The following is an 18,355-nucleotide window of genomic DNA, read 5'->3' as shown; positions in this document are numbered from 1 at the left end:
TTGGACCCAGTGCGATGAAGACCGCGATCTCGGGATGCGCAACCAGCGTGCCGGCCGGCCAGCTCACGCAAGACGCCCTCCTGACATGGAGAGGAGGAGCTCGCTGCTCCATGCCGGTTCCGTCGCGAAAACAGCGGCATCACGCGGTGCGGGATTGAGTTGGCGCCTACCCATCGGGTAGCAACGGAGACGTGGACGTGTCGCTGCGCGACCTCCGGTTCTTCCTCGTGGTCGCCGAGGAGCTGCACCTGACACGTGCCGCCCAGCGGTTGTTCATCTCCCAGCCCGGCCTGAGCCGGCAGATCCATGCGCTGGAACTGCAGGTCCACGCGCCGTTGTTCGATCGTCGGCCGAACGGCCTGGTCCTGACAGCCGCCGGGCAGGCCCTCGTCGAGCACGCGAGGCGGGTCATCCAGACGTGGGACGAGACCCAGCGGGCCGTTGCGGAGGCCGAGTCCGAGAGCAGTCGCACCCTGGTTGTCGCCCTGACCATCAGCGTGGGCAGAGGGCTGCTGCCGGCGATCACGACGACGTTCTCGCAGCGCCGTCCGGGCCATCGCGTCAACGTGCGACAGGTCCCGCTCGGCGGTGAAGCGGCCGCTGTCCTGGAGGGGCGCGCCGACGTCGCCCTCTGCTGGCTGCCCCTGCCGCACGACGCACCTCTGCATGCCCGAGTGCTGGTGACCGAACCACGACACATCGCTCTGCCGGCGACGCACCGCCTGACGGCTCAAGCCGAAGTCACCATGACCGATCTGCTGGACGAGCCGTTCCTGGCCCTTCCGGAGTCCGCCGGACCAGTGCGCGATTACTGGCTGGCGACGGAGGAACGGCAGGGTCACCCAGTCCGCATCGGGACCGTTGTTCACGGCCCGGAGGAGGTGATCGAGGCCCTCGGCCGAGGCATCGGCGTGGCCTTCATCGCAGCCGGGAACGCTGAGCTGTTCCGCCGCCCCGAGTTCACGACGAGGCCGGTACCGAACATCCCGCCCGGGGAACTGGCCATCGTCTGGCGGCATCAGGATTCTCGACCGGCAGTGCAGGAGTTCGTGCGGTGCTGCTCCGGCGCCGTCTCCTCGTAGGCGGCAGTGAGCACATCCCGGCGCGATGCGAGCTGCGCATGACATATCGCATGGCGGCTTCCCTCCACCCGCGAGGCGGCCCGTCCTCCGCGCGTACCTGCAGTTTTCTTGCGCGGGCAGGTCGGGCCCGGCCTGATCGCAGGGCATCCTGATCGGCGACTGGAGCCTCGGATCGATGACGCCCTACACGGTTGCGCACCGCGCCAGTACGTTCCGGGGGCAGCGGCTGGCACCGCCGGTCGCGTCCACTTCGACCCGGTGCGCGGGGGCCCGGGGCGGTCGCGGGTGGGCACCGTGCCACGCATGACCTGCCGGTGAGCGAAGCCGGCACCAGGAGCGCACATGACCGCCCCCGCCGTACCGGCAGCGCCGCAGCATCGCGTGCCGGTCGAGCATCGCTTCCTCGGCCTCGACAAGCGCACCATCCCGTTCGCGGCCGTGGCCCTGGCGGTCTGGCTGCTCTGGGCGGTGGTCCTTCCATGGGTCAACAGCCAGGTGGACTACACCAACCCGGTCGAGGCCGGTGACGAGGTGCTGGTCAGCGCCAGGGGCGTCACCTTCACGCCCACCCCGGGCTGGGACCTGCAGCAGGGGATCCGGACCACGGAGGCGACGCGCAGCGGCGCCGTTCCCTCCGACGTCGTCCTCGTCCAGGACGGCGTGACGTTCGCCGTCCAGCCCGGCCCCTGGAGCGGCACGGCCGGCGAGCTGCTGGCACAGGTCGAGGAAGCCCCCACGGTCGGAACCTTCGGGGACACGGAGGTCGACCTGGTCGGGGACGCGACCACGATCACCACGATCGACGGCGATGTCGGCGTGGGGCAGGGGTTCACCACCAACCGCGGCAACGGCGTCGCCGCCGCCTACGTCTTCGGTGAGGAGGGGATCCTCATCGAGGTCCTCGGCACGCCCGAGCAGATCGGCCAGCACTCGGATCAGATCGTCGACATGATCGCCAGCTTCACCGACGAGGAGGCGGCATGACCGCCACCGTGGACCCGGCTCCCGTTCCTCCGGCCGATGAGCTGGAGCGCCGTCGCCACGCGATCGAGGTCAGTGGTTGGGGAGCCCGCTTCCGGTTCATCCAGCCGCGCAATGCCTGCTTCCGGGTCTACCTGGCGGTGGTGTTCGCCGGTGGTTGGTACGTCGTGAACACCGTTGCCGACACGGCCGGCGCGTTCGCCCAGGCCTACGTGGCCTCGGTGCTGACCACCGGGCTGTTCGCGCTGGTCTTCCTGTACTTCCTGCACCGCTTCGACCGGTTCGAACGGACGCCGGCGAAGCTGGCGCTGGCGGCGTTCCTCATCGGCGGCTTCGGGGTGCCGTGGGCGATGGCCCTCCCGGGGAACGCTGCACTCTCATCCCTCTACAGCAAGCTGTTCGGCCAGTCCTGGGCCACCGACTGGCAGGCCGGGTTGAGCGCGCCGTTCGTCGAGGAGACCGCCAAGGGCGCGGCGTTCCTGCTCGTCTGGGGCCTCGCGCCGCTCGTGATCCGCACCGTCTACGACGGGCTCATCGTCGGTGCCTACGTCGGCCTGGGCTTCCAGATCCTCGAGGACATGCTCTACGGGCAGAACGCCGCCATCGAGCACTTCGGTGCCGACCAGGCCCCCAGCGTGCTGCACACCTTCGTCATCCGCTCCCTCACCGGCATCGCCTCCCATGCCCTCTACACCGCGCTGTTCGCGGCCGGGCTGATCTACCTGGTCGGCACCGCCGCTCAACCGCGCCGCGCAGGCCGCGGCATCGCTCTGATGCTGGCCGCGATCGTCATCCACGGCGTCTGGGATGCCACCTCCGCACTCACCGACGGGTCAGTGGCGGTCGCGCTCCTGCTGATGGTCGGCCTCACCGTGGCCAGCGTCGTGATCCTCTTCGCCGCGCTGCGCTGGGCCCGGGACCGCGAGCACGGCTGGATGCGAGACATCCTCGCCCCCGAGGTCACCAACGGCACGATCACCGAGGACGAGCTCGTGGCGGTGGCCGGCCGCCGCCACGACCGCAAGGCCGCCGTCCGGCACAGGCCCGAGGGGATGGGCCGGCACCGGGAGAAGCACGTGCTACGTGCCGCCCGCGATCTCGCCCAGGATCTTGCCCGAGCAGACGGCGACGACAGCCCCGCGGTGCTCCACGCCCGTGCCGAGATCGGTCGTCTGCGGCGGCACAGTTGACCTGCTGGACGGCGCCGCACCCGCTGGCACCACATGTCTGGAACCGACCCTCGACGGGGAAGGCAGTCACGCTGGTCGCATCGTCTGCGGATTTGCGCTGCTGATCAGCATCGGCGGTATCGCCCTATCGTCTGATCCACCTCACCGTGCGCGGCAAGGCCGGACACTCCGGGCGCCACCGCTCCCGCGAGGACCACGACATCCGCACGATCCCGGGACTCGCCACTGAGGACGGCAGCATGAGCAGTGAGGACAACGCCCGCGCAGGCGCGCAGGCCGTGATCCCTGACGACGAGATCCTCGACATCGCCGTCGTCATGCCACGCGGCTCTACGCTCGCCGGCGTGTTCGGTGCCGCCGCCGGCGTCGGCACCGGCTCGTCGAACTCCACGATGGCGTGGGGCATCGCGGGCGGGATGCTCGCGCAGCGCGCGAACAGCGCCGCCAAGGGCAGCTACCCCTCCATCGTCCTGGCCCTCTCGCCGACCCGGCTCTACGTCCTCGGACGCAGCCGCACCGACGTCGTCGGTGGCTGGAAGCACCTGCACCCGGTTGCCCACATCGAACGCCAGAACCTCGAGGTCACGCGCCGCAAGCACGGCACCGTCCGCGTCATCGAGCTGACCGACACCACCACCGGGAAGGCCCTCGAATTCGAGGTGATGACCATCGGCGGCCACGGCCTCGGGGAGCTTCTGGACGCACTCGGCGACTGAAGGCCGCGCACGCAAGGGATGCCTGGTGCCAGACATGGCTGCGCGACAACCGACCGAGACTCTGCCTCCTCGCCCCCGTGGGGGTCGCGGAATCGGGCCGTGTTCTCAGTGGGTCATGCGCTCCGCTGCGTGCGCGGGGCGTCGTTGCTCGACCCCACATGGCCAGGCTCTCCGGCAGCGTGTCCGAGTTCTCCACCCCGGCGCAGGTCGGCGAGCTCGTTCAGAGAGGCGAGCACATCCCCCGGTCCTTGTGAAGGTGCTCGGTTCCGCACCGATGCGGACCACACGGACACCTACAGCGACGTCATGCCTGCCTTGGGGCGCGACGCGGCCGACCGGATGGGCCGCGCTCTCTGGGACCGAGCCGGCACCGGCTTGGCTCCGGTGGCCACCACGGTGGCACCAGAGACGACTCAGGCCGCCCTCCCGGAGGAGGACGGCCTGGTCATCGGGGTGGAGCTGAGGGGACTCGAACCCCTGACCCCCACACTGCCAGGCCGACCTGACGGCGTTCGCTGACGTTCGCGAACGTCCCAAAAGGCCTGGTGAGCAGCGGGTTTACCACGTCGCCGGACGACGGCGAACGCCCGCGAACCAAGATCGAATTAGAGCAACTGCAACCAAAACTGCCACCAGCAGGAGCTGGGGTCGCTTGGCTGTGGCCGGTCCCGACGGTGTGCCTGAGGCCACGGGCACGACCGCGACCGCGTGTCCCTGAAGGCGGCTTAACAGACAGACATCACCCGCCGTCACGATGGGGATGAACATCCGCAAGTTCGTGGTCCAGGCGCACTTCCTCGACGAGTTGGTTCAGCTGGGCACGCCCCCCTGACGACGTCGACGAAGGTGTACCCGAAGCTCACTGCTGACTCATCACCTTGGTCAGCTTGTTGATCGAGTCCTCGATGCGACCGAGCGTCCCCGGGGCCGCCGCCTCGCTGTTCCTGAGTGCGGCCAGCGACAGGGTGTAAGTCAACGGCGGTAGCGCTCCGAACGGTCCTTCGCAGTCCACGGTGACTTTGTTGTCCTCGGGCAGTTGGCCACCGACGAAGTAGTCGGGAGACGTGCCCAGGTGGTACTTCATGCTTCGTCCAGGCGCTAGGAACGAGATGCCCTCGTCAAGTGCGGCGAAGGGCTCGACTGGACGACCTTGCCACCGAGACATCAGCGGCGGGTCGAACTTGACCCGGACGTTATGGGCAATGGTCGAGCCGTGGTTCGTGACTGCAACTTGCAGCAGGTGCCCAGACCCCGGGCTGGGGACGACATCGGCGACGACGTAAGGCTGCGCCTGGTCCTGGCGCACCATCTCCTGCAGCTCGTTCTGTCGACGCGCGGCCTCGACCTGCTCGCGCGCTGAGTCGGCTGACTGCCTTGCCACGTCGACTTGCTCGCCTGCTCGCTCTGCCTGCACCTTGGCGGCGTCAGCAGACGCCTTCGCGCTGCGCGTCTGAGACCGGGCGAAGATCGCTGTGATGATGGCGACTACCAACGCCACGAGGGCGATCGCCGACGACACGATGGCTACAACAACTTCCCCATCCATGCCGAGGATCGTCACAGGTAACTCGGACAATCTCGCCACGCACGCGCGCCCAATGCGCCATTACCACTGGGTAGGCCGGAGTTGAGCGCGATCAGCAGGACGCGCTCGTCGAACTGCACCCGGCCAAGCATCGCCTCAACGACGTGCACGCCGACATGCTGACCGTCGGTGGAGCGCAGCTAGTGCTGACCGCCGGCCCGGTCACGGTTCCGGCGCACATGCGCAAGCCGCTGCTGCGGCACCGCACCGCCTCGATCCTGTGCAACGGCCCGGCCGACTACCCGCTCCTGACCATCTTCGACCGCTACGTCACCGCAGGCAGCTGACCGCGATGTCCGAGGACCTGTCACCGTCACTGCCGGCGCCTAGGACACTGTCCCGTCCAGCTCGGCGCACGGCTCGCCAAGCTAGAAGAAGACGGCCTGCGCAATCGCGTCGGGGACGTCCCAGACGCTGAAGCTCTGAGCCTTGTGGCGCAGTTTCCATCGCGCGACCGCTTCCTCCGGGGTTCGGCCGTATGCAACACACTTCCCATGCGACGCTCGGTGCAACGGCAGGAAACGGACTGCGGTGACGTGGGGCTCAGGCCGCCGGCGGCGAAACAGCATGGCAGTGGTCCTCGTCAGATAGTCGGAAAGTTGCTCTTCGCGTAGGTCGCCACGGTGCGCATCCCCACCGCGTTGACCGTGGCGCCGACGCCCCCACCCACGAACGGCACGAGCTTGCCGAGGTTGACGACTCCCTTGGTGCCGGCCTTGGTGACGAGCCGGAAGCCGACTTTCTTGTTGATCTCGATGAGCACCTTGCCGGGCAGCTTCTTGAGTGCAGCCATCGCGGTCTTGGTGCCGAGCTCGACGCCGACCTTCGACGCGGCCGCGACACCGCCTGCGCCCAGAAGTGACAGCAGTACGACGCTCCGGACCTCGTCGGACTCGATGTCGTACCCGCGGAGATACGCGACGGCGGCGGCGCAGCGGCCGGCGTAGGCGTAGAACATCGCGATGTCGGTCGGGATCGCGACCGGCAGCGTGGCGATCCCGCCGAGCCCGGTGGCGAATCCCGTCGCCGTGACTACGCGCGCATGCGTGGCGATGACCTTCGCGATGGCCACCTCGACGTCGACGTGGTGAGCCCGGTGCTCCTCGGCGATCTCGCGGGCGCCCTTGAACCGACCGGCGCCGTCCACGCCGACGGAGAGGATGTTCGAGACCAGCTTCTCGGCGAGCTCGGCGCCCTTCCGACTCGTCTGGGTAGGCATCACCTCGCCTACCAGCTCATCGGTGTCGTAGTCCTCGACCACCTCGGTCTTGCGGATCAGCTGCATCGGTCTTCCTCCCCGTTCGGTCCCTCCACTCTTCGTCATCGACGACGAGAGAACCGGGACCGTGCCGCCGACACCGCCGCAGGAAGCGGCCCTTCTCACTGCCGTCACAGACGCCCCGCCAGCAGCCGCGGCGCATGTCCGGCGCAGCTGGTGCACGGCACGTTGGCTAGCGGGAAGCGTGGTTCGACGGCGGCGAGCGTCCCCTTGCCGCGTGAGGAGGCGAGACCGCGGAGGCGTCCAAGCGCGAGATTGCGGTGCATCCCCGGCGGCAGCGCAGCCGCGGGGCCGGACCCGACCTGCGGGGCGCATCCCCCGGCCATCCGCACCCCACGGGCCTCACGCGACGCATGCGCGGCGCGGTCGGTGGCATTTCGCTGGCCGATCACGGAGTGTGCCGAGCCGTGAACGACTTCTTGACGCTCGTCGCTGTGGTCCTCGCCGCGTGGGCGCTGATCCGCGTCATCCGCTACATCCGCAAGGAGCGCTACTTCGCCAGCGAGGAGTTCGGGGCCCACAAGGCCGATGTCGCCGCGGTGGTCGCCGAGCACAACGAAGTCAGCGCGTACACCGCCGACATCCGGTCCGGCGGCACGTTCCAAATCGGTGCGTCGACCACTGGGACCCAGGCGCACCTGGCGTCCTTTCAGAACACCAGCCAGTGGAACTACCGACGCGACCGGAACCTGGCCAGCTACCAGGCCCGGAATGTGCACAACTGCTCCCTGCAGGTCGTCCGAAACGCCAGCGCGGACCCGCTGAAGTACGTGATGAAGTACTTCGGCATCCGGGCCGACGAGCCCAGCCTTGAGGAGGTCGAGCGCCTCGGCGAGAGCATCTCCCGCCTCGAGGCAGCCGTCGGCAACCTCCACGAGCGCGAGGCCGCCATCGCCGCGTCGATCGACCCGCCCAGCTTCATCCGTAAGCACTACTGGCGGGAGTTGATGGCGCAGGTCGGCGCGCACCTCGCGCCGATCTCCGTGCCCTACCCCGTCTACGTGTTCGAGTACGTCAGCGCCGGTGGCAACAGCTCGCAGAGGGCGACCGTCACGTTCAACGCTCCGGTTATCGACGCACTTGTCGAGACGCTCGGGCAGAAGATCCGCTGGAGGAGGAGCGCAGCCGGCCAGCGCGCCCTGATGACGACCAGGCTGCGCAATGACATCAAGGCGCGCGACAACTACACCTGCCAGCGCTGCGCCGTGTCCCTGACAGACGAGCCCCACCTGCTGCTGGAAGTGGACCACATGATCCCGGTGTCGAAGGGTGGCCTGTCCACGCCGGAGAACCTCCAGACGTTGTGCTGGCGCTGCAATCGGTCGAAGGCCGCCAAGCTCGTCTGACACCGGGTCCCGAGCGCGGCCCGACCACCAAAGCCTCCGCGGCCTGGACCCACCTCGGTCCGGGCCGCAGCGCTGTGCCCACGTGGCGGCCGCCAGTCGCCGCAAGTCTCATGCTCGAGAGCGCCATCTCCGGGCTCGTACGTCGCCGGAAGTGTCCGTCGGCGGAGCGAAGTGTCCTTCCGCGGAACCGTTCGCCCCAGCAGTGTCCGTGGTCGGACGACGCGGGCAGTGTCCGTCGGCGGAGAGCCGCAGGTCGCGCGGGGACACTCTCGCCGGAATCCGCGCCTCGCCGACGACGACCCGCGAGGGCCGTATCCACAGCGCCTCCTTGACCAGCCGGTGCAGCGGGATCTCACCCGCGCCCTCGAGGTTGAAGCTGGCGGGTCTGCATTGCCACGACGTCGGGCAGCGGCACCCAGAGGCGAATCCGTATCGACTGTCCCTAAGTGGGCCGCTCAAGGACGCCGGTCGACCGTGCCGCGAAGGCGGCTTCAAGGACAGCTTCCGGCGAGTCCACGACTTGGCCGAGCACCGGCCGCCGTCCGTCGGTCGGCGGACTATCAGCCGACGAGCCACTCGGCGAGGGTCACGCTCCCGTCGTCGAGGGTGATGGAAGCGACCCGCACATCTGGCGGAACCGAAAACAGCACCCAGCCGCTGGCGCAAGCGCCAGGGGCCACGCTGATCTCGCTGGGAAACTGCGGCCGAGGCGGCCAGACGTCCCACGAGCTGCTCGCCCGCGTGTACTGCCCCCCGCTCCCGTCATGTGCGGAGAACAAAGTGAAAACTTCGGTCGCCAGCGGGCTAGTCGCCGACTCCCGGTTACACACCTCCACAAGAGCCACCGCACCCTCCGCGCTGGTGTCACCGACCAAGTAGGACGGAAGAGCAGCGTCCACAGCTTGGGTGACGCTGCGGACCCGGGTGCGGACCGCCGTGCCCTCTCGCCAAGCGTCCAGCGGCAGCGCGTTGCCACCCACGTTCGGCGGAGCGACGGAAGTAGAGGGTGCCTCCGAGGACTGCGAGGGGGACGCGCTCTCGCTCGGCGTCTCGGTCACCGTGACGGTGGCCGCCGGCTGCTCGCTCTCACCGCCGCTGCTGCAAGCCGCTAGCACTGTCGGCATAAGCGCCAAGATGGCGAGTTGACGAGCCGCGTAGCGCTGGTGAGTCATTGGCCATCCCCGAGTCATTGAAGGTTGCGGTGGGAGGCTACGGGACTTTGCCTTCTCGAAACGGCAGGCCGCGACCGTGGAAGAGGCGCCGCGCGTCGCCCGCATCAAGAACTCGTCAGAGAGGGTCTCATGCACGCGCAATTGAGCCTTACTGTCCAGTACCTACAAGGCCCTGATTACCCCCGTACGGGCCTGCAACGCCCACCTGACCATCTAGGCCGGGTGGGCTGAGTGCTGCCTCAGGGGTGAAGACACGCCTCATCACCTACCGGTGTCCCTGGCACGCGCCGATGTTCGACGTCGAGGAGCCGTGGGTGGCTCACTGGCCGATGGACGCGGGTGACCTAACGCCCGAGGACGTCACCGGCGCTTGACTTCTCTCCTGGCAGCCGACTCGTAGACGGATCAGCGAACGCAGTGAGACAGTCCGTCTCATGCGCACGGGGGGATCAGTCGGGATTGCGGCCGCTGTCCTAGCGATGGCCGTGGCGTGCGGCAGCGGCGACAGCGACCGTTCGGACGATGCAAGGTCCACGCGAGCGCCAAGCGAAGCTTCGGCCACATCTTTAAGCTCAAGGCCGAGCGTCACGCCGAGAACAAGTGCGAGTCCCCCGAGCGCGACCGCGACTCTCGACCCACAGCCAGTTCTCAATGAGTGCGAGCCGGTCACCGATCAGGGGGTCGTGTCGCAGTTGGCGGCCACAGTCCTGCCCCCGTGGGACGACCCAACTTTCGCGCTGAACGGCGTTGTCGGCCTGCGCACCACATACGAGGGCGACTCGTGGACGTACCTTGCCGCACGCATCGGCCCCACGATTGACGGCGCGCTGACGACGGTGGCGGTGTGGGCGCTTCCCGACGGCCAGCCGCCCGTCGGGGTCCAGTGGGCCAAGGACACCGATGGGGACCAGCGCTTCGACCTTGAGAACAAGATTGAGGGCGTGCTATCGCCCACTGCCGAAACGGGCCCCTACTTCTGGAACAACGACAGGACCCGTGTCGCCGCCTGCGTGTTGGGCACACCGAGTGCCTCTAGCGTAAAGACGCGCATGACCATGGCCGACTATCAGCAGCTCATCCCAGAAAGCACGACCCTGGATCAGCTTTACGCCTTGGTCGGCGACCGAGCGTGCGATAAATCCTCGGAGTCATCTATCGGAGGATTCACGACGGTGGGCCTCACGTGCCGAGGTGAAGGACAGCCGGGGGCCAACGCAGTACTGATCTTCCAGAACAACGTGCTGGTCAGCAAGGCTCAGGCTGGTCTTTCATAAACGAGAGCTTCAAGCCCCTAATCCGAGGTCAACGTCAATCCAGCGGCCAACTTCACGAGTCACCGACGCCTTGACATCGAACATGTCGAAGGGCTTGTAGAGACGGTGCATGACGTCTGACGGCAAGGTGGGCAGTCGCTTCTCCTTGAGGATGAGGCAGCGCTTACGCCGTCCCAGCATGTAACCAAGCTCCAAAGCGACATTGGGGTTGTGCTCACGCTGCTCAATGTCCTCGAAGATCGCTACGCCGTACTTGCAGCCAGTGAGGTAGACCTCAATATTGGACCACAGTTCGCCGGTGTAGTCGCGGTCGTCTGCCCGCACTGCGTGGAAGCCGCGAGCCGCCAGTGTCTCCTTCACCGCCGTATGCGCCTCATCGAGCTGCGCGGACTGCAGAAAGCGCATCATCACGAAGACGTTGCGCTCCGGGTCTGGGTGGTCCTCCAAGAACTGGCGCAACTGCGGCTCAAGATGCCGGACGCCGCTCAAGTCGCCCAAGCGTCCGAGCCGGTTCGCTCTCTCAACATCATCGACATGCTGCCCGGCAACCGCCTCCAAGAAGCTTGCCTCTCCACTAATGCCCGAGGGCGGTAGCACGACGACCGTGCTGACCTCACGGCCGAGCTCGCTCCTGACCGCCTGCGCCATCCCGTCGGGGCTCCACATCTCACCTGGCTTGTCGAGCCAGTTCACGTTGGCGATGCCACCGGTGAGTGGGCTGAAGGCACAGAGGACCTTCTCCCTGTCCCTGACAACGAGCACGCTCCAAGGCCGCCAGAGGGGTGACGCGTGCTGAGGCAAGCCATGCTTCGCCAAGCCTGCGACAACGAAATCGGCGAACTGGTTCAGCTGCTTGTGCACAGCCTGCCGGTCACCGTCGGGCATGTTGCCCCCGATTGACTGCATCTGAGGCCAGTTGAGCGGCAAGAAGTGTCCCCCCCGATCCTCGCAGCCTCCGGTAGCTGCGACTTTGTGCCGAACGCTACCCAGCGAGTACGACGCTAAGGGCCGCTCGACCCCGTGGCTCAGCGAGCCCAATCCCTAACCATGGGCGCCACGGGCACGACAGCCGGCGACCAGCATTGACATCAAGATCGTTGTCAGAACGTCCGATCGTTGTTTATGGAGCGCAACGGTGCAGTTGGCATCGATCGGGGCCCTTGCCGCAGCAAGCAGCCCTCGACCGCACCGGAAGAGGAACCGTCATGACCATCGACTTCGCCAAGCTGGCCGCCGCAACCACCGTCGCCACGGACGCAGCCGTCCGTGGTGGCGCTCGTTGTCGCATTCACGGCGGCTCCGCACCGATGGTTCGCCGGAAGGCCGCGGAGGTCGTCGCGGAGGCGTCGATCATGGAGGTCGCGCGCTACTACGGCGTCCGCGCGACGTCTCCCCCATCGACGCGCTCACCGAGGAGCTGCACAGGACTCAGGCACGTCGACTGGCTTGCTGCGCAGATCGCTCACCGACCGCAAGACGCCAGCCTGCTCGCGGTCTACACGGCCGAACGCAACCACCTGGCGAAGCTGGCCGATGCGATGGTCCGCAGCAACGGGGGTGAGCGTCGGGCGGCCCTTACCGAGCGAGGGGTGGAAGCCGTCGAACTGGCGCTGGTCGGGACTCGCCGCGAGCTGGGACTGGACGCCGGCGGCGATCGTGTCCGGCGTGTGTTTGCACAGCACCTCCGTGCGGCCCAGAAGGGCAAGACCGTGAGCGAGCAGCCGCAGATCGTGGAAGCGGTGGCCAGCGCAGATGATGGGCTGCCTGAGCCTGTCACCTTCTAGGACCGCTGTAGCTTCAGACTCGTGTCACGGGTCGAGGTCCAGGTTCGCTATCTGTCTCATGACGTGTGGGTGCTGCCCGAGCTGCTTGGCTCGGCCTTCAGCTTGAGGCGGGACGATGCGGACATCCGGATTGCCCTGCCGGAAAGCTCCACGGACTTTCAGCCAAGTCCGGGGGCGACGGAGGTGCAACCCACCCCCGCGTGCTTTCAGGCGCGCACCTTCAATGACCCGACGGGCCCCGACTTCGCTGTGGCAGTTCGACTGTTCTCCGTTTCCGTCACCTACGACGCGGATGTTCCTGACCGGCAACCGGCGGATGCACCCGATAGCTTCTTCGCCCACATGGAGGAGTTGGCGGCGCCCGGCCTGGTAATCGCCCAGCGTGCCGGGCACGACTTCTTGCGGTGGTTGCGAGTGAGCTGCCGTCAGGGGTGGCTGGGTCTAAGTGAAGAGCCGCCTGCTCAGTACGGACGGGCCGGCATTCTGAACGCTGACACAGGCCAGCCATTGATGGGTCTTGGCCCTCAAATGGAGGTCGAATGGCGTTCAGCCAAGTTGGCCCTTACGAGAGATGATTGGCTTGCCGTCACCCGAGGGGTGACGGCACAGGAGGACCCTCCGGTAGCTGAGTCATTGCTGGCCGACGCGCGGCACATGCTCCAAGGATCAGACGTCCCTGATGCTCAGCGCGCCGTTTTGGTGTCAGCTATGGCTTGTGAGATAAAGGCAAAGATTGTTGTTCGCTCACTGGCTTCACTTGAGCAGCAGGATCTCTTGGCATTGGTGATGAGTCGGATGTCCAGCGCGCCCGATCTCGTCGATAGGCCGCTTGCCGCCCTGGGACTGGCAACGCTGAAGAGCGCCGACGCGGAGCTGGGCTCGGCCCTTAGACGACTGACCGACCTGAGGAACAGGGTCGTTCATACCGGTGTACCTGTGGCTCCCGAAGAGGCGCGAGAAGGCCTACTGACGGCTGAGCGCCTCCTGGAGTGGCTCAACAACCTTTCGAGCACAGCGAGCTCGCAGTAGCCGGTATTCGTTCAGGCCGACTGCGTCAGATCCAGGCACTCCTGCTGGCGGACCTCGCCGACGACGATCCGCGAGGGCCGCATGCGCAGCGCCTCCTTCACCAGCCGGCGCAGCGGGATCTCCCCGGCGCCCTCCAGGTTCGGCTGGCGGGTCTGCATCGCGACGACGTCGGGCAGTGGCGCCCGCAGGCGAAAGATAGGTCTAGCGCACAGGTGACCTACGAACGAAGCTACGGACAGGCTCCGCCGGTCCAGGGGCACAGGCTGGGGTCGAAGTCTGGATGCGCAAGGCGAGGCATGAAGGCCTTCGTGGTGCTGTAGGCGGGGTCCAACCATCGCGCCACGGTGTAGACGGAGATAGTCCCAGCACCGGCAAGCTTCAGCGCTCCGGCAGCAGACTGCGCGCGACTGCCCGTCGTCCACGTGTCGTCGAGCAGGAGCACGTGGCCACCAGCCAGCACCTCACCGTCAACGGCGAAAATCGCTGGGTCGACGTTCCTCGGCGCCTGCTGAACGAGCGACCGCATTGGCACCTCTGCCCCGGGCACTGTCTTCAGTCGACCGACGATGCGGTGGAAAGGATGCTCGCCCGTGCGGCCGCTGGCCGATGGCACGGTTGCCCACTGTTCGACCGAGCGTCCTGCCACGCGCTCCAGACAGTCCGCGTGGAAGGCGAAAGCCACGCCGAGGAGGAGAGACACCGCCGTGCCAGCCTCGGCAAGCGGCTGGGGCGCCTTGTAGCCATGCATGGCGTAACCCGACTGGTGGCGCGGCCAGGCATAGACGGAGGAGCCCACATGGTCAGCAGTTAGCGGCCCGCGGTCGGAGTTGCAGCGGTAGCAGCGCGCGTAACCATCGACCGGCGTAGCGCAAGTCAGGCACGTCGCGGACTCATGCACGATGTTCGGGAAGTAGCCCGACACCCGCGGCCGGAGTATGTCCCGGACCCGAGCGGGAATCTGGGCGCCGGTCACGCTGACAGCAGCTGGGCCAGAAACTCCTCCACACGCTCCGGCTCCGCGAGCAACTCGTCCACAAGGGACAGCACCTGCTCCGTGCCCTTAACGACGTGCACCCCTGGCCGGCCAACTAGCGCCTGCGCCCACAGGTTTCGCTCCACCACCAGGTCAGTGAGCATGACGGGGCGTCCGTGCTCGACCGCAACCCTTGCCTGGATGCGCGCGCCGCTCGTCTCCCCTGCCTCCACGACCAAGGTGGCCACGCCGTAGCCAGACATGGTGGCGTTCCGCATCGGGAAGTGTTGAGCCCTCGGTGGCCCGTCTGGCCAGAACTGCGACAGCACTAGTCCGTCACGGGCGATCTGATCCTGAAGATTCCGATTCCCGGCTGGGTAGTAGCCACGGATGCCAGTGCCGATCACGGCGACTGTGCGCCCGCCGGCGGCCAAGGCAGCCCGGTGGGCGGCCGCGTCGATTCCAGCCGCCAGCCCGGACAGCACGGTAACTCCGCGCTGCGCCAGCGCTGTCGCAACGCCTGCAGCGATGTGGAGGCCCTGAGGGGATGCCTTGCGCGAGCCCACAACCGACACAGCCGGGTCGTCGGACACCAGGCGACCGCGTGCGAAGAGGAACGGTGGCGCCTGGTGCACCTGCCGGAGTCTCGCCGGGTAGGCATCGTCCAGGACTGTCACGAATGACAGGCCCTCGTCTGCCCACCCCTGCACCTGCGCCTCCGCAGCAGCGAGGGGATCGGCCTCCCCTGGGGCGGGCATGAGGACAGCGGGCACCAGCTCGTCATAGACGGCAGACGCAGACCCCGCTTCCACGACTCTGGCCGTCAACTCCGGCCATGTCAGCCGTTGGGGGCGCGCTTGCAGCAGTGCAACCAGTGCAGCTGACTCACTCACCCCGCGACACCTTCTCTCGAACATGTGATCGATCATGCCTGACACCTACGACCAAACTAGCCGCAGGCCGGGCCCGCTGGACACATGGCCATCACCACCCTGTATCGGCAGAGCGGCGCCCGGCAGACACTGCCCGGAGGCTCTGCCTTCGCTGACCTTTTGACCCCACGCCCCCGACTGGCCGCTGTCAGTTGGCCGTGGGAGCAAGGCACGAAGGCGCACCAGCGAGACGACCCAAGTCCTCCCCCGGAGATAGGGACGAAAACGGAACGCCTGCGCAGCCGCGACTTGGCGAGGGAACGATCCGCCGGCCAGGGGTCGCGGACCAGTCCGTGAGTGGGGAACACGTCACCCCCGTCTCCATCTCTGACTCGACCCGTTCCCGGGAGCACATCGGGAACGGGTCGGGAACATGTCTCCCGGGGCCGTTTGGCGGGGTGCGTCGCGCAGTGAGAGCGGAGGGCCATCCCCCGCACGGATTCCGGGGAGGGTCCCAACGCTCTGACCTGCAGGGGAACACCTCGGGAACACGTCTCGGGACCCCCTCCCCCGGTCGGTTCAGCCCCTCCGCGCTGCCTCCAGCTACCACCGCGCTACCGGGTGGCCGGCGTGAGACGGACACCCCGCCGGGCGCCGCGGCCGTGGGGTCCGGGGTCCGCTCAGCGACCCGCGGGGCCCGACCGACTGTTCAGCGGCTGAACAGTCGCCGGGGCAGCTCGGGGATGCGCTGCGTGTCCCTTAGCGGCCCACCTAGGGACACCGGGGGCAGATCGCGACTACCGTTCCCAGCCATGGCCAATCCGCAGGTCAAAGACACGCTGGCACTGATGGCCGTCAGCGCGGGCGTTGTCACCCTCGCGCTGTTCATCGTGTCGGTCCTGACGGGCGACCGCTGGTGGATCGTCGTCTTCATGGTGATAGCGACGCTCGTGTTCGCTATCCGCTGGTACCAGGAGCGGCGGCAGTCCCGAAGGGGATGAGGAGCGCCCCTGCCGGCGTGGCCGGAGTGTCCCTAGCCACCCGGAGAGAGAGCGACGCGGGTGCCCCCGAGCGGCCCACTATGGGACAGGCGAGTCCGTGCTAGATGCGACGGATCGTGAGCGCCGTTTGCGGACGCAGAACCATGTTCCAGAGCGCGGAGAACGGTAGAGCGACCTCCACCCGTACCTGCTCTTCCTCTCCCAGGTCGACGGCAAGCGGCGGACTACTGGTCCAATCCATTCGGCCGGTCACCGTGTGGGTGCCCGACGCGAGAGGGATATCCGCAGACTCTCCCTGCTTGAGGCTAGCCACCGTCTGGCCATTGACGTCGACGCGAAGTCGACGCAGCAGGCCCCCACCATCGTGAGGACGCTCTACTCGGAGACTCGCCACAGGCACGGAACCTACCCTCGTCAGAGGCTCGCCCGAGCCCCGCATCTGAGCAGAGCTGTTGAGGCGTTTTCCCGCATAGCTGGCCTCTCCGTTAGCCCCGGGGCACCGCCCCTGAGCGGCCCACTCAGTGACACCGATCTGAAGCTAGGACGCCGTGAATGCTGCGCGGTCGTCGATCCCCCACGGGGCGTCTTCCCAACCCGGGAGCTGCTTTTCAGCCACCAGCCGGAGGTAGCGGGTGAATCCGGCCGCCTCGCTCACGTCCCAGATGTCCGGATCCGTTTCCGTTTGATACTCGTAGAAGCTGATCGTCTTGAGGATCACCACCGGGTCCGGCTCCCCGGGGTAGCGGTCGAATTCATACCCCGGCCACTTCACCTCGAGCGGTTCCACCCACCCCTCGGTGGTCTCCCAGTTCTGCCGCCAGAGCATCTCGCCGACCTGAGTGGCCTGATTCCAACCGATCCTGCGAACGTCCGTCGTGGCCACCGGCCGAAACCAGAACTCTCCTGGCTTGGTGTAGCCCCAGTGGAGAGCGGCGGTGACCAGGGCGTCGATGGTGTCCTTTGAGACGAAGTTCTTGCTCACGCTCGACATCGTGTTGTTCCGGGGCGCGACTGTCTTCCCCCTACCGGATGAGGGTCGACCCCGCGCCCGCGATGTCGCCCTTCCACTGTCCCTAAAGCCGCCTTCTGGGACACCGCCCACCGCGACCATCGTCATCACGTTTGGTCCGCCGCGACCCGTGACGCGATGCCCTCGACACTGGAGCGCAGCCAGAACAAGAGGCGACACACGTCTTGCATCTCGGGCTGGGAACTCGTGGTGACGGATTACAGGAGGATCGCCAGCAGACTGAGGACATGGGAACCAGCGGCACCCCTGAGTACCGCGCCCGACGGCGAGCGCGCGAGCAGCAACGCCGCGAGCGTCAACGTCGCACCCCGGAAGAACTCCCTCGTACGGACCGGGCGGCCCCCGCGGCGGACGGGCGGGAACGACGCACTGCCGCGACGGCCTGCGGGTGGTGCGGTGGACCGATCACCCCGCGCAGCCGCGGTCCGATCCCCAAGTGGTGCTCGGCCACCTGCCGCCACCGAGCGTGGGAGCAGAGCCGCGCGGCGACCTCCGGCAGGGCGGCGGTGCAGGTGGTGGAGCGGCGGGTTGAGGTTCGTGTCCCCCTCGAGCCGACCCGCCGGGACTGGCCGAGATTGCTCGGCGATCTCGCCGGTCAATTGGATGACGGCCACGTCTACGACCGGGACTTGTCCGTCCTTGGCCGGGCGTTGGAGCCCGTCCTGCGGTCCTACCGGCGGCGGGCGCGCTGGAGCGGCGCACCTGACCTCACCTGAGCGCCCGGAGGCGGAGCTCCCTTATTGCTCCTGTGAGGCACCGGCGTCGACGGTGGCGTCCAGGCATTTCGTCGTGGAGCGGGGTGACGGGGCGGCGACGACCCGACCGGCCCCACGTCACCCCAACCGGCGCGCCACTGGTCCTCGCAAGCGACGTGACATCCGGCAGCGCCCTCTGCCCGCGCGGAACGCCCCGCCGAGAGGCGCACCGATCCGTTTCGAGGGGTCGCGCGCCGGTGACGCCCCCGAGCGGCTTGCCGTTAGGCAGCTGACCAGACCCTGTCACCCCTCGACGTCGGCTACTGGTCACAACGGATTGCGCAGC

17 protein-coding genes are annotated in these 18,355 nt (G+C 67.5%); 10 read left to right on the top strand and 7 right to left on the bottom strand.

The genetic code is table 11. The features are described 5' to 3' along the window. The first annotated feature begins 191 nt into the window (after positions 1-191). The 4 genes from DCS98_RS09645 to DCS98_RS09630 all read left to right on the top strand — a co-directional run bounded on the left by DCS98_RS09645 (position 192) and on the right by DCS98_RS09630 (position 3,969). Positions 192-1,082 carry a LysR family transcriptional regulator gene (locus DCS98_RS09645; protein WP_116451175.1) on the top strand — a complete coding sequence of 297 codons (891 nt, stop codon included), beginning with the start codon at positions 192-194 and terminating at the stop codon, positions 1,080-1,082. Between the two features lie 342 nt (positions 1,083-1,424). Beyond that, positions 1,425-2,066, top strand: a complete 642-nt coding sequence (locus DCS98_RS09640) for a hypothetical protein (protein ID WP_116451174.1) — start codon at positions 1,425-1,427, stop codon at positions 2,064-2,066. Continuing rightward, positions 2,063-3,253 (top strand): PrsW family intramembrane metalloprotease, encoded by a 1,191-nt coding sequence (locus DCS98_RS09635; RefSeq protein ID WP_116451173.1) that lies wholly within the window; start codon positions 2,063-2,065, stop codon positions 3,251-3,253. The genes DCS98_RS09640 and DCS98_RS09635 overlap by 4 nt, the downstream gene beginning before the upstream one ends. A gap of 146 nt (positions 3,254-3,399) precedes the next feature. Then, positions 3,400-3,969 carry a hypothetical protein gene (locus tag DCS98_RS09630; RefSeq protein WP_116451172.1) on the top strand — a complete coding sequence of 190 codons (570 nt, stop codon included), beginning with the start codon at positions 3,400-3,402 and terminating at the stop codon, positions 3,967-3,969. An 859-nt stretch (positions 3,970-4,828) separates the two neighbouring features. On the opposite strand, the gene DCS98_RS09620 is transcribed toward DCS98_RS09630, so the two are convergent. Beyond that, positions 4,829-5,530, bottom strand: coding sequence for a hypothetical protein (locus tag DCS98_RS09620; RefSeq protein WP_116451170.1), 702 nt, complete (start codon positions 5,528-5,530; stop codon positions 4,829-4,831). A 128-nt stretch (positions 5,531-5,658) separates the two neighbouring features. On the opposite strand from DCS98_RS09620, the gene DCS98_RS09615 reads away from it, so the two are divergent. After that, positions 5,659-5,841, top strand: a complete 183-nt coding sequence (locus DCS98_RS09615) for a hypothetical protein (protein ID WP_116451169.1) — start codon at positions 5,659-5,661, stop codon at positions 5,839-5,841. Between the two features lie 296 nt (positions 5,842-6,137). Here DCS98_RS09615 and DCS98_RS09610 read toward each other — a convergent pair whose 3' ends face one another. Beyond that, the gene (locus tag DCS98_RS09610) at positions 6,138-6,839 is read right to left on the bottom strand and encodes an EcsC family protein (protein ID WP_116451168.1); all 702 of its coding nucleotides are present in this window, start codon (positions 6,837-6,839) and stop codon (positions 6,138-6,140) included. A 401-nt stretch (positions 6,840-7,240) separates the two neighbouring features. On the opposite strand from DCS98_RS09610, the gene DCS98_RS09605 reads away from it, so the two are divergent. Together DCS98_RS09605 and DCS98_RS09590 are read left to right on the top strand one after the other, a co-directional pair. Beyond that, complete coding sequence (locus DCS98_RS09605) at positions 7,241-8,179, top strand: HNH endonuclease (protein WP_116451167.1); 939 nt, start codon at positions 7,241-7,243, stop codon at positions 8,177-8,179. 1,855 nt (positions 8,180-10,034) lie between these two features. Further along, a complete protein-coding gene (locus DCS98_RS09590) occupies positions 10,035-10,625 on the top strand; it encodes a hypothetical protein (RefSeq protein ID WP_116451165.1) in 591 nt (196 codons plus the stop codon). 9 nt (positions 10,626-10,634) lie between these two features. Here the strand turns inward: DCS98_RS09590 and DCS98_RS09585 are convergent, their stop codons facing one another. Continuing rightward, the gene (locus DCS98_RS09585) at positions 10,635-11,510 is read right to left on the bottom strand and encodes a TIR domain-containing protein (RefSeq protein WP_164704484.1); all 876 of its coding nucleotides are present in this window, start codon (positions 11,508-11,510) and stop codon (positions 10,635-10,637) included. 320 nt (positions 11,511-11,830) lie between these two features. Between DCS98_RS09585 and DCS98_RS09580 the strand changes: the two genes are divergently transcribed. Further along, positions 11,831-12,409 carry a hypothetical protein gene (locus DCS98_RS09580; protein ID WP_116451163.1) on the top strand — a complete coding sequence of 193 codons (579 nt, stop codon included), beginning with the start codon at positions 11,831-11,833 and terminating at the stop codon, positions 12,407-12,409. Positions 12,410-12,430: 21 nt separating this feature from the next. Next, entirely contained in the window at positions 12,431-13,438 is a 1,008-nt protein-coding gene (locus tag DCS98_RS09575; protein ID WP_164704483.1) for a hypothetical protein, read from the top strand. An 11-nt stretch (positions 13,439-13,449) separates the two neighbouring features. Here the strand turns inward: DCS98_RS09575 and DCS98_RS09570 are convergent, their stop codons facing one another. From DCS98_RS09570 to DCS98_RS09560, 3 genes are all read right to left on the bottom strand, one after another. Next, entirely contained in the window at positions 13,450-13,596 is a 147-nt protein-coding gene (locus DCS98_RS09570; protein ID WP_241037466.1) for an ATPase, T2SS/T4P/T4SS family, read from the bottom strand. Positions 13,597-13,667: 71 nt separating this feature from the next. Beyond that, entirely contained in the window at positions 13,668-14,411 is a 744-nt protein-coding gene (locus DCS98_RS09565; RefSeq protein ID WP_116451161.1) for a hypothetical protein, read from the bottom strand. Next, the gene (locus DCS98_RS09560) at positions 14,408-15,340 is read right to left on the bottom strand and encodes a DNA-processing protein DprA (RefSeq protein ID WP_206340175.1); all 933 of its coding nucleotides are present in this window, start codon (positions 15,338-15,340) and stop codon (positions 14,408-14,410) included. Before DCS98_RS09560 ends, DCS98_RS09565 begins: the two co-directional genes overlap by 4 nt. Before the next feature lie 755 nt (positions 15,341-16,095). Between DCS98_RS09560 and DCS98_RS09555 the strand changes: the two genes are divergently transcribed. Then, positions 16,096-16,284 carry a hypothetical protein gene (locus DCS98_RS09555; RefSeq protein ID WP_116451160.1) on the top strand — a complete coding sequence of 63 codons (189 nt, stop codon included), beginning with the start codon at positions 16,096-16,098 and terminating at the stop codon, positions 16,282-16,284. Between the two features lie 538 nt (positions 16,285-16,822). Here DCS98_RS09555 and DCS98_RS09545 read toward each other — a convergent pair. Further along, complete coding sequence (locus DCS98_RS09545; protein WP_116451158.1) at positions 16,823-17,266, bottom strand: hypothetical protein; 444 nt, start codon at positions 17,264-17,266, stop codon at positions 16,823-16,825. Positions 17,267-18,355 lie beyond the last annotated feature (1,089 nt).

The organism is Blastococcus litoris (genome assembly GCF_003075095.1).
Lineage (GTDB): Bacteria > Actinomycetota > Actinomycetes > Mycobacteriales > Geodermatophilaceae > Blastococcus_B > Blastococcus_B litoris.
Note: the sequence above shows the minus strand (reverse complement) of the source record. Positions and strands in the feature narration are given on the sequence as shown.

Bases quoted from the DNA above. Each gene is read 5' to 3' on its own strand.
- DCS98_RS09640 (WP_116451174.1), top strand. From the start codon at position 1,425: ATGACCGCCCCCGCCGTACCGGCAGCGCCGCAGCATCGCGTGCCGGTC.
- DCS98_RS09635 (WP_116451173.1), top strand. From the start codon at position 2,063: ATGACCGCCACCGTGGACCCGGCTCCCGTTCCTCCGGCCGATGAGCTG.
- DCS98_RS09610 (WP_116451168.1), bottom strand. From the start codon at position 6,839: ATGCAGCTGATCCGCAAGACCGAGGTGGTCGAGGACTACGACACCGAT.
- DCS98_RS09585 (WP_164704484.1), bottom strand. From the start codon at position 11,510: ATGCCCGACGGTGACCGGCAGGCTGTGCACAAGCAGCTGAACCAGTTC.
- DCS98_RS09580 (WP_116451163.1), top strand. From the start codon at position 11,831: ATGACCATCGACTTCGCCAAGCTGGCCGCCGCAACCACCGTCGCCACG.
- DCS98_RS09570 (WP_241037466.1), bottom strand. From the start codon at position 13,596: ATGCAGACCCGCCAGCCGAACCTGGAGGGCGCCGGGGAGATCCCGCTG.
- DCS98_RS09560 (WP_206340175.1), bottom strand. From the start codon at position 15,340: ATGATCGATCACATGTTCGAGAGAAGGTGTCGCGGGGTGAGTGAGTCA.
- DCS98_RS09555 (WP_116451160.1), top strand. From the start codon at position 16,096: ATGGCCAATCCGCAGGTCAAAGACACGCTGGCACTGATGGCCGTCAGC.